The organism is Sphingomonas sp., assembly GCF_964263785.1.
Taxonomy (GTDB): Bacteria; Pseudomonadota; Alphaproteobacteria; order Sphingomonadales; family Sphingomonadaceae; genus Sphingomonas.
The window spans coordinates 39,856-50,709 of sequence record NZ_CAXVWL010000120.1; the positions used below are offsets into that span (position 1 = coordinate 39,856).

The following is a 10,854-nucleotide window of genomic DNA, read 5'->3' on the forward strand; positions in this document are numbered from 1 at the left end:
CCCATGTCCAGCACCATCACCGCCCTGTTCGATACCCGCGCCGAAGCCGAAGCCGCCAAGGATCGCCTGAAGAGCGCGCGCGTCGATGCCGACAACGTCCATGTCCACGACAAGTCGAGCAAAGGCTATAACGAGCAAAGCTATTCCACCCACGAGGATCGCGGCATCTGGGATTCGATCAAGAACGCCTTCGCCCCCGACGAGGATCGCCACACCTATGAGGAAGGCATTCGCCGCGGCGGCGCGCTGCTGACCGCCGATGTGGACGACGATTGCGTCGACGAGGCGGTGCGCGTCCTGGAGGAGGCCAATTCGGTCGACATCGACGACCGTTCGAGCCAGTGGCGCTCGCAGGGCTGGGACTATCCGGCAACGGGCGCGGCAACCGGCGCAGGCCTGGGCACTGCATCGGCGTTCGGCGGCTTCGGCAAGGGCGACGACGACCGCGATCTCGACCGTGATCGCGACACGAACCTGGGCACGCGGGGCAACGATCGCGAAGAGGTGATCCCGATCGTCGAGGAGAACCTGGTCGTCGGCAAGCGCGACGTCGATCGCGGCGGGGTGCGCGTGCGCTCCTATGTCACCGAGACGCCGGTGTCCGAGCAGATCCGCCTGCGCAACGAGCGCGTCAAAGTCGAGCGTCGCGCGGTCGATCAGCCGCTTTCGGCAGCCGATGGCGACGCGTTCCGCGAGCGGACGATCGCGATGACGGCGACCGGCGAAGAAGCCGTGGTCGGCAAGAATGCACGCGTCGTCGAGGAAGTGGTGGTCTCCAAGACCGCCGACGAGCGGACCGAAACGGTGTCCGACACGGTCCGCAAGACCGAAGTCGACATCGACCGCGACACCGACGTCGATACCAAGAGGGACTCGACCTTCGGGACGACCGACACGCGTCGCTGATCCGGGACGCTTCGTGCCGGCAAGGCCCGGCGCGAGATCGCAGAGCGGGAAGACGGGAGGCACCCCAGAGTGCCTCCCGTTTTTGTTTGCGAGCCCGCCGATCCGCAACGCCGGAGCGGTCGATTTGGGCGGCGTCGGCGTGGTCTGTTGAGAGCCGGACTCGGTATCGACGCGGTGCGGCACACACCGGGGAACGGGATAGAATTGGGACAACGCGGCGGCGTTCGATTACGAGGGTAGCGGCGCGCTGCCCCCATTTCAGTTCCTCAGTCATCGCAACTTGGCGCGATCCGAGGCACAAAGCGGACGCGCGACTACGGGGCGAAGCAGGGCGGCTTGGTTTGATGTCCTCGTCAGTGACGTCGCGAAATCGTATATCTCCGTCTACTCTATCCGTTAGACCTATGGGCAGGTAAGCGCCCATGCGTTCAAGGAGGACAATCATGGCCGCAGCCGTAGAACCGATCGCGTCGGAATTCCTCATCAACACGGTCACGGCGGGCGCCCAATCTACGCCTTCCACGGCGCGGCTCACGAACGGCAACATCGCGGTAGTCTGGCGCAGCGCCGAGAACGGCGGCGACCTGAAAGCGCAAATTCTCGATGCCAGCGGTGCAAAGATCGGCGGAGAGTTTCTTATCGATCCTACCGGTCAGGTCAGCGACATCGAAATGACGTCGGTGGCCGCACTCGACACGGGAGGTTTCGCGGTCGCCTATACCGTGCCAGGCGATCCGAGGATCGTTGGCCGCATATACGACAACTCGGGCGTACAAGTCGGTTCGGATTTCAGCCTGCCTACGACCTCCGGTAACCTCGGCAACGGAACGCCGATGGATATCTGTATCGTTGACGTTCCGGGCGCTGGCTTCGGCGTCACATGGGCCGAGCGTGAACCCACGTTCTCCACTCGAAACTTCATTTATTCGGTCAAGGCCGGCTTCGTCTCCGACACGGGAACGATCACCTCTGCTCCGACCGTGATTGCACAACGGGCAGGGCCGGTGCTGCTCGACAGCGCGCCGCTTTCCGGTGGCAAGATCGTCACGATCTTTGGCAACAATACGCTTGAGGGAAGGATCGTCGATGCTGCCGGAACGGCGGGACCGGTATTTTTCGTAGCACCAGGCGCCTCCGCCGATCCCAGCGTGGCCGTGTTGCAGTCGGGCGGTTTCGTGGTGGCTTATGCCGGATCCGGCGGTGTCTCGGTGCAACGCTTCGACTCGAACGGCGCGCAGGTGGGGCCGTTGCAGATCGTTCCCGTCCCGGTCGGCTCCGCACGCCCGGAAGTGACAGCCCTCGGCGACGCATTCCTGGTCACCTTCGACGTCGCCGAAGCCAATTCGACGCTGGGGGTTCGGGGTCAACTGTTCGGCGCGGATGCGCTGGCGGTCGGCGATGTGTTCGTCGTCAATGACGCACCGGCCGGCAATCAAACCGCGCCGGAAATCGTGTCCTTGCGCGACGGGCATGTCTTCATCACCTGGCAGGATAGCAGCGGCGCGGGCGGCGATCCGGACGTCGGCATCAAGGGGCGCATTTTCCAGATCAACGCCCTGCTCGGCACCGGGGGCGCCGACACGCTCACCGGCACCGCGGCTGGCAACGAATTCTATGGCGCGGGTGGCGGCGATACGCTGATCGGCGGCGCTGGCGACGATGTGTACCGGGTATATGCGGGCGACGTCGTCGTCGAGCGCGCGGGCGAGGGGACCGATATCGTTGCCGCGGTCGGCAGCTACACGCTGGGCGTCGACGCCGCTGTCGAGGTGCTCGCGACCTTCAGCGCCGCGGGCACCGCCGCGGTGTCTCTCACCGGCAACGACTTCGCGCAGGCGATCTACGGCAATGCGGGCGACAACGTCCTGACGGGTCTGGGCGGTGCCGATGCCATCGTCGCGGGCGCAGGCGCGGACCAGCTGTTCGGCGGGGCGGGCGCGGACGAACTCTACGGCGATGCGGGCAACGATTATGTCGAGGGCGGCGTCGATGCCGACCGGCTCTACGGCGGCGTGGGTCTCGATACGCTGGTCGGCGGCACCGGCGCCGACCAGCTTTACGGGCAGGACGATGCGGACCAGCTCTACGGCCGCGAGGACGACGACTTTCTCGACGGCGGCGCGGGCGACGACGGCGTCTACGGCGATGCGGGAACCGATACGCTGGTCGGCGGGGCGGGCTCGGACGAGCTCTATGGCGGCGACGGCAACGACGATTTGTTCGGCGGCGACGACGGCGACACGCTGGACGGCGGCGCGGGCGCGAACCGGCTCTTCGGCGGCGTGGGCAACGACACGCTGATCGGCGGCGACGATGCCGAGCAGCTGTATGGCGAGGATGGCGACGATATCCTGCTGGGCCGCGGCGGCGCCGATTTCCTCGATGGCGGCGCGGGTACGAACCGGCTGTACGGCGACGCGGGTGCCGACACGCTTGTCGGCGGCACGGATGCCGACCAACTGTATGGCGGCAGCGAGGACGACCAGCTGTTCGGGCGCGCGGGCGACGATTTCCTCGACGGCGGCGCGGGTGACGACCGGGTGTACGGCGACGTCGGCAACGATCGGATCTCGGGTGACGTCGGCAACGACCAGCTCTATGGCGAGGGCGGCGACGATGAGCTGTTGGGGCGCGATGGCGACGACTTCGTCGACGGCGGCATCGGCAACGACCGGGTGTTCGGCGAAGCGGGCACCGACACGATGCTGGGCGGCACCGGCACCGACGAACTCTACGGCGGCGACGGCGGCGATACGCTCTTCGGGCAGGATGGCGCCGACGTCATCGATGGCGGCAGCGGCACCGATATCCTTTACGGCGGCAATGGCGCGGATACGCTGATCGGCGGCACCGAGGCCGATCAGCTGTATGGCGAGGCCGACGGCGACGTGATCCTGGGCCAGGACGGCGACGATGTCGCGCGCGGCGACGATGGGGACGACTATATCGACGGCGGCACCGGACGCGACCAGCTCTATGGCGGCGTCGGCGCGGACACCGTCATCGGCGGCGCGGACGACGATCAGCTCTATGGCGAGGAGGGCAGCGACCGGCTGTTCGGCGGCGACGGCAGCGATTACCTCGACGGCGGCGCCGGTCTCGACCGAATTTATGGCGGCGCCGGCGCCGACGTGGCGGTCGCCGGCGCCGATTCGACCGAGCTCTACGGCGACGATGGCGACGACGAGCTGATCGGCAATGCGGGCAGCGACTATCTCGACGGCGGTGCGGGTGCCGATCGCCTCTATGGCGGCGCGGGCGGTGACGTGTTGCTGGGCAATGCCGATGCCGATCAGCTCTACGGCGGCGAGGGCGGCGATCAGCTCCAGGGTGGCGAAGGGGCCGATTACCTCGACGGCGGCGGGGGTGCGGATATCCTGCTCGGCGGCGGCGCCAACGACTTGGCGATCGGCGGCGCGGGCAACGACCAGCTGTATGGTGAAGCCGGGGACGACGAGCTGCAGGGCGGCGACGGCGACGATTATCTGGTCGGCGCAGAGGGCAACGATACGCTGTACGGCGGCGCGGGCACCGACACGCTGATCGGCGGCACTGGTTCGGACCGGATGTATGGCGGCGCGGGCGCGGACATGTTCGTCTTCACCGCGATCGGCGAAGGCGCGGGCGTGGCGGACCAGGTGCTCGATTTCGACGGCGCCGCCGGGGACCGGATCGATCTCACTGCGATCGACGCCGATGCCTTTGTCGAGGGCAACCAGGCGTTCGCCTTTCTCGGCACCGGCGCGTTCACCGGGCGCGCGGGAGAGTTGCGCTACGCCGTGGTCGACGGCCAGGCGCGCGTGTTCGGCGACGTCAACGGCGACGGGGCGGCCGACTTCACCTTGCTGGTTGGCACGACGACGCTGCAGGCGAGCGACTTCCTGTTATAGGATCTTTTCCGGGCTATTCGCCGAGCGCCTCGAGCAATCGCTCGACGCGCTCGGCGCGGTCGTCGTCGCCGGTCTCTTCCTTGAGCAGCCACCGCGCGTCCTTCTGGACGAGCCCCAGCGCCGCCGGATCGCCCGCGAAATCCTTGCGCGGGGTCAGTGCGATCGCCGCCGGGCCCGCGTCGATGCGCGCGATCCGGGCGGCGCGGGCCTGCAACCCCAGGCGGACGCGCGAGATCAGCGCCGCGGCGGGCGGGGGCAGCGGGCCGAAGCGGTCGATCAGTTCCTCCTCGAACCCTTCCAGCTCGGCGTCCGCGCCGATCCGCGCGAGGCGGACGTAGAGGCCCAGGCGCAGGTCGGCTTCGGGTATCCACTCCGGCGGCAGGTGCCCCGCGGCTCCGATGTTGAGCTCAGGCGTCCAGTCGTCGACATTCTCACCGCGCACCTGCCGGAGCGCGAGTGCGAGCAGGTGCTGGTACAGGTCGATGCCGATCAGCTTCATGTGGCCCGCCTGCGTCTCCCCCAGCAGGTCGCCGCCGCCGCGCATGTCGAGGTCCTGCGCGCTGATCTCGAACCCTGCGCCGAGCCGGTCGAAGGTGGCGAGCGTGCGGAGCCGCTTCATCGTGCGCTCGCCGATCGGGTGGTCTGCGTCGGTCAGCAGGATCACCTGGCCGCGGCGGTTGCCGCGCCCGACGCGGCCGCGAAGCTGGTGGAGTTGCGCCAGGCCGAAGCGGTCGGCGCGCCAGACGATCATCGTATTGGCGCGCGGTACGTCGAGCCCTGCCTCGATGATGTTGGTCGCCAGCAGCACGTCGCCGTCGCCGCGCGCGAAATCGACCATGACCGCGTCGATCTCGCCCGCGGGCATCTTGCCGTGCGCCTGGACCAGGCTGAGGTCCGGAACAATGCGGTGGAGCCGTTCGGCCATCGCCGCCATGTCCTCGATCCGCGGCACGACGACGAAGCTCTGGCCGCCGCGATCCTTCTCACGCAGCAGGGCGGTGCGGATACGCGCGTCGTCGAAGGTGTCGAGACTGGTGCGGATCGGCTTGCGGCGCGCGGGCGGGGTAGCGATCACCGCCATCTGCTGCAATCCGACCATCGCCATCTGGAGCGTGCGCGGGATCGGCGTGGCGCTGAGCGAGAGCAGGTGCACCCCGCCGTCCCCACGCAGCCGCGCCTTGTCGGCGGCGCCGAAGCGCTGCTCCTCGTCGATGATGACCAGGCCCAGTCTGGCGTAGGTCACCCCCTTGCCCATCACCGCGCCGGTGCCGACCACGACGCCGACCGAACCGTCCGCAAGCCCCGCCTTGACCGCCTTCTTCTCGGCCGCCGAGGACAGCCGCGACAGGCCGCATACGGTGATGCCGGTGCCCTCGAACCGTCGCCGGAACGTCTCCAGATGCTGGCGGACCAGCACGGTCGTCGGCGCGGCGAGGACGACCTGGTGCCCGGCGAGCGCCGCCATCGCCGCGACGCGCAGCGCGACCTCGGTCTTGCCGTAGCCGACGTCGCCGATCACCAGCCGGTCCATCGGTTTGCCGCTCGCCAGATCGTCGCGCACTGCCGCAATCGCGCGCGCCTGGTCGGCGGTTTCGTTGAAAGGAAAGGTGCCTGCGAAGCGCTCGTAGGCGGCGTCGTCGGGAACCAGCGCGGGTGCGGTCAGCTCGGCACGCGCCTCGGCCAGCGCGGCCAGCCCCTGCGCGCTTTCGGTGATCGTGCGGCTGATGTCGGCGCGGCGCTTGGTCCAGCTGGTGCCGTCGAGCTTGTCGAGCGTCACCGCATCGGCATCCGCGCCGTAGCGCCAGATCCGGTTCGCCTCGGCCACCGCCACCAGCCGCCGTGCGCCGCCCGCATAGTCGAGTGCGATCAACTCGCCCGCCTCGTGCTCAGGCGCGGGCTCGAGTCCCGCGACGCAGCCGATGCCGTGATCTTCGTGGATGACGACATCGCCGATGCGGATGTCGCTGCCCATGATCGCCAACGGGTCGGTGGCGGGGCCGGCGACGTGGCCCAGGACCGCGCGGCTGCCGAGCAGGTCCCCCGCGGCGATCACGACGCGCGCCGGATCGACGAAGCCGCGGTCGACTGGCATGTCTAGCGCGGCGGCGGCGCCCGCCGGGAGCGCGGCGATGTCCTGCCAGGTCGCCGCGGCGGACAGTTCGATGCCGAGCCGCTTGGCGACCTTGGGCCGGAGAAAACGGAGGTCGCGTGCGCTGCCCGCGAGGACGAAGGCGCGGCCCTCGTCGAGCAGCGGCTTGGCGAAGCGGGCCATCGCCGCCAGCGGCGTGCGCTTCTCGATGAAGCGCGGCACGGGCGCGGCGTCGCCGCTGTCGAAATCGTGTGCACGCCACGGCTTGCACGCCGCCTTCCAGGTCTTGGCGTCGACCGCGTCGAGGGTCGCGCCGCGGCGCTTGGCGGCATCGGCGGCGAGCGCCACGAAGCGCTCGCGCCGGGCGTCCGCCTGTTCCGACCGGCCGATCAGCCCGGGCGCGAGGTGCCCCAAAATCGGCACCGGCTCGCTCAGCGCCGGATCGGCGGCGCGGCCGATCGCCAGCGTCTCGCGCTCGTCGGTGGTGCGCTGCGACACCGCGTCATAGGCGCGGATCGCGACGATGCGGCCGTCGGCGATCTCGATCCGCACCGGGCTCCCTGCGTCGGCGGGAAAGATGTCGATCACGTCGCCGCGGATCGCGACTTCGCCGGGTTCGTCGACGCGGTCCTCGGCGAAATAGCCGATATCCGCGACTTGCGCGGCGAACGCCTCGACGTCGATCGCCTCGCCCAGCGTCAATCGGGGCGGCGCCAGATCGAAGGCTTGCGGCGCGGGATAGCGCCGCGCCGCGGCCTCACCACTCATGATGCACGCGATCCGGGCGCGCTTCTCGGCGGCCTGGGTCTGGCGCAGGGTCAGCAGCGCGGCGACGCGGCGGCCGATGTTGGCGGGGGAGGCGGGCGCGGTGTCGCCGGGAAGCGCATCGCTCGATGGCAGGAAGACGACGGTCGCTTGCGGCACGATCGCCGCCAGTGCGGCAGCCAGCGCCTCGGCCTGCTGCTCGTCGTCTGCCAGATAGACGATGTCGTCGCGGTCGAGCGCCGCCGCCATCGCCATCGCGGTCTGAGCGATATTCGTCATGCTTTCGCTCCGTGCGCTTCGTCGGGGTCGCCGGGCCAGTCGCCCGCGGCCAGCGGCGCGAGCGCACACAGATGCGCTTGGTCGAACGCCAGTCTCAGACGATCGCAGCCGAAGGAGACCGCGTCGCGGCTGACCGCGCGCAGCTCCTCCGCGATGCCGCCGACCCCACCCGACGCCACGACGACATAGGCGACGCTGCCCGACGCGCATTCGACCAGCGCCTCGACCGCCTTGCCGACCGGCTGTCCCTCGCTGTCGACGACCGCCATCCCGGCGATGCCGGTGGCGGTGAACAGGTTCGGGACCGCCGAGCGGCGGCTCGCCTGCTTGGCGGTCTCGCCACCCTGCTCGTAGACCCGCTGACGCCCGAGCCAGCGCCAGATGCCGGCGAAATTGACGAGCGTCAGGAAGGCGTTGGTCGCGACGAGATTGGTCTGGCCGGTACTCAGGCCGACGATCGACCAGCACACCGATCCGATCGTGAACACCACGAACCCCCAGCCGGTCACCCGCGCGCCCAGGTTGGCGGCGGTCATCATCGCGGCGATCGTCGTCGCGACCGGCGCGATCCACCCGGCTATGTCGTCCAGCGTTCCATCCTCTCGAGCGTTGCCGCCTCCGAACGCGCGGACGCGAAGTTTGCACCAAGGAATCTGCCATGCGTCACAACGTCACCGTCACGTCCGCATGGACGGTACGTTGCGGGAAGGGGTGGAAGAGGAAATAGCGATCGTTGCCGGCATTATCGACGCCTAGCGCGAAGGTGTAGCGGTCGGTCGCTCGCACGGTCGCGCGCAGATCGACGACAAGGTATTTGTAGAAGCCCTGATAGGTGTTCCCCACCGTGTCGCTGTTGTCGAGCGTCGCATAGTTGCGGCTGGCGTAGCGGGCCGCCGCGGTCAGCGCAAAGCGGTCGACGGGTCGCCACGTCGCGACCGCAGTCGCCTTCCACCGCGGCACCGACGGTAGGCGCTGGCCGACCGCGGCGGGGAAGGCGGTGTCCTTGCGCGTGACGGCGTCGGCATAGGTGACGCTGCCCGACAGGTCGAACCGCCCGAGCGTCTGCTGCGCCGCCGCTTCGATGCCGCGGGCGCGGGTGCGGTCGACGTTCTGGACATAGGTAAACGCCGCCGACGATCCCGGCACCAGCACCGCCGATTGCGAGATCAGCGCATCGCGGATCGTCTCGTTGAACAGCGACAATCGGAGGCTCCCGTTGGCGTTGCGATGCTCGACCGCCAGCTCCTCCGACAGCGCGCGTTCGGGGCGCAGATTGGGGTCGGGCACGGTCAGGACGGTGCCGGTGGTGATCGCCTGGTACAGTTCGCCGACGGTGGGGAAACGATACGCCTTGCCGAACGACGCGCGCACCGTCCATCCAGGTGCGGCAGTGTAGGCGAGCGAGGCCTTGGGCGAAAAGCCGTGCGCGGTGCGCGCCGGCTGGTTCACCGACAGCGCAGGCGCCAGCGAATAGTTGAACCCGTCGTACGCACGCCACCATTCGTACCGCCCGCCGAGCGTCAGCGTCAGCGGGGTGGCCAAGCGGACTTCGTCCTGCGCCCACAGCGCCGCCGTGCGGGTCTTGCCCTGCGACGCCTGGTTGCGCGCGCCTTGCGCGCCGCGCAGCCAATCGACGGTGGCGTAGCGTTGGCTGTTCACCTCGAACCGGTCGAGGTGCGCGCCTGCGCTCAGCGTGCCGAGGCCGGACGTCCAGGCGCCCTTGGCATCGAGCGTCGCCCAGCCGGTGCCGTCGAGCCGCACGATGTTGCCCGCGCCGCCTGCGAACCCACCCGGCAGCGCGGCGGTCGGCGTGCGCTGCACGTCGTGCGCGAAATCGTACAGCGTGCCGATCACCTGCCAGTCGAAGCGTGCGCCGGTGCCGGTCGCCGACAGCGCATGGCTCCAGTGGCGCTCGTCGTAGCGGTACACCCCGCCCGAGAACGCACCCGCCGCCGACGGATAGGCACTCGTGGCATAAGCGGGCAGGCCGGTCGCGGTGTTCCTCAAGTACGTCTGCACGGTCGATTCGGTATCGTTGACGAACAGCCCGCCGACATAGGTCAGCCGCAGCGACGGCGAGACGTCGAGCGCCAGCTTGAGCTTGGCATTGTCCTGTCGCTGGTGCTCGAAGCCGGTCGCGCCGAGGACGCGGATCGGCTGGCCGGTGCGATTGACGTCGTCGAAGCCGCCGGCCGTGTTGCTCGTCGCGGTGGAGCGCAACGCCGTGACATAGGCGAGCGGCTGGCCGTTGCTGGTCGTGCGGCTGAAGCTGCCGAACACCGCCAGCGGGCCGAAGCGGTCACCGAGCGTCGCGCCGATTTGGTACGCCGGAAGTGTCCGGTGGGTGTCGTATTGGTCGTACTGCTGAATGCTGGTGCCCGCGACGATCGTGCCCTCCAGCCGGTCGGGCAGCCGCGTCGTGATGTTGACCACCGCGCCGATCGAATTGCCCGCGTACGCCGCCGAGAACGGTCCGTAGAGGACGTCGATCCGCGCGATCTCCTGCGGGCTGACCAGGCTCCAGCGCGGCGACGCGGAGGTGTTGTTGTTACCGATCAACGATGACAGCAATGCGCCATCGGCGAAGATCAGGCTGCGCGCACTCGACCCCAGGCCGGAGGTGCGGGTGGCGAGTGGCGCCTGGGTGTCGCCAATGTGGCGTTTGCGGATGACGAGGCTGGGCAGGTATTTGAGCGTATCCTCGACGTTCACCGCATTGACGGTGTCGGCGATCTGCGCGGCGGTGACGGTGGCGCGAGTGGAGGGGGCGTTCTCGATCGACTCCGCTTGCTTGTGCGCGACGACCAATATGTCGGCGGGGGGGCGGGCGGTCTGCGCCGTTGCTGAAGTGGCGGCGGCGAGCACGGGAATAGCCGACGCGCAGGCGCGAAGGCGGGAATGGAGAGTCATGGAATGTACCTGTAC

General features: G+C 69.0%; 5 protein-coding genes. 2 read left to right on the top strand and 3 right to left on the bottom strand.

Going from position 1 to position 10,854, the window contains the following annotated elements; all coding sequences use genetic code 11:
* Window positions 1–3: 3 nt before the first annotated feature.
* Both ACE5C1_RS15655 and ACE5C1_RS15660 read left to right on the top strand, forming a co-directional pair.
* Window positions 4–906 carry a DUF2382 domain-containing protein gene (locus tag ACE5C1_RS15655; protein ID WP_374945002.1) on the top strand — a complete coding sequence of 301 codons (903 nt, stop codon included), beginning with the start codon at window positions 4–6 and terminating at the stop codon, window positions 904–906.
* A 443-nt stretch (window positions 907–1,349) separates the two neighbouring features.
* Window positions 1,350–4,796 carry a calcium-binding protein gene (locus tag ACE5C1_RS15660; protein WP_374945003.1) on the top strand — a complete coding sequence of 1,149 codons (3,447 nt, stop codon included), beginning with the start codon at window positions 1,350–1,352 and terminating at the stop codon, window positions 4,794–4,796.
* 13 nt (window positions 4,797–4,809) lie between these two features.
* Here ACE5C1_RS15660 and ACE5C1_RS15665 read toward each other — a convergent pair whose 3' ends face one another.
* The 3 genes from ACE5C1_RS15665 to ACE5C1_RS15675 form a co-directional block, all read right to left on the bottom strand.
* On the bottom strand, window positions 4,810–7,929 hold the full coding sequence (locus ACE5C1_RS15665; protein WP_374945004.1) for a helicase-related protein: 3,120 nt from the start codon (window positions 7,927–7,929) through the stop codon (window positions 4,810–4,812).
* The gene (locus ACE5C1_RS15670; protein ID WP_374945005.1) at window positions 7,926–8,465 is read right to left on the bottom strand and encodes a PRC-barrel domain-containing protein; all 540 of its coding nucleotides are present in this window, start codon (window positions 8,463–8,465) and stop codon (window positions 7,926–7,928) included. Before ACE5C1_RS15670 ends, ACE5C1_RS15665 begins: the two co-directional genes overlap by 4 nt.
* A gap of 127 nt (window positions 8,466–8,592) precedes the next feature.
* On the bottom strand, window positions 8,593–10,839 hold the full coding sequence (locus ACE5C1_RS15675; RefSeq protein ID WP_374945006.1) for a TonB-dependent receptor: 2,247 nt from the start codon (window positions 10,837–10,839) through the stop codon (window positions 8,593–8,595).
* Window positions 10,840–10,854 lie beyond the last annotated feature (15 nt).

Coding starts and splice junctions, on each gene's coding strand:
- ACE5C1_RS15655 (WP_374945002.1), top strand. CDS start 4: ATGTCCAGCACCATCACCGCCCTGTTCGATACCCGCGCCGAAGCCGAA.
- ACE5C1_RS15660 (WP_374945003.1), top strand. CDS start 1,350: ATGGCCGCAGCCGTAGAACCGATCGCGTCGGAATTCCTCATCAACACG.
- ACE5C1_RS15665 (WP_374945004.1), bottom strand. CDS start 7,929: ATGACGAATATCGCTCAGACCGCGATGGCGATGGCGGCGGCGCTCGAC.
- ACE5C1_RS15670 (WP_374945005.1), bottom strand. CDS start 8,465: ATGACCGCCGCCAACCTGGGCGCGCGGGTGACCGGCTGGGGGTTCGTG.
- ACE5C1_RS15675 (WP_374945006.1), bottom strand. CDS start 10,839: ATGACTCTCCATTCCCGCCTTCGCGCCTGCGCGTCGGCTATTCCCGTG.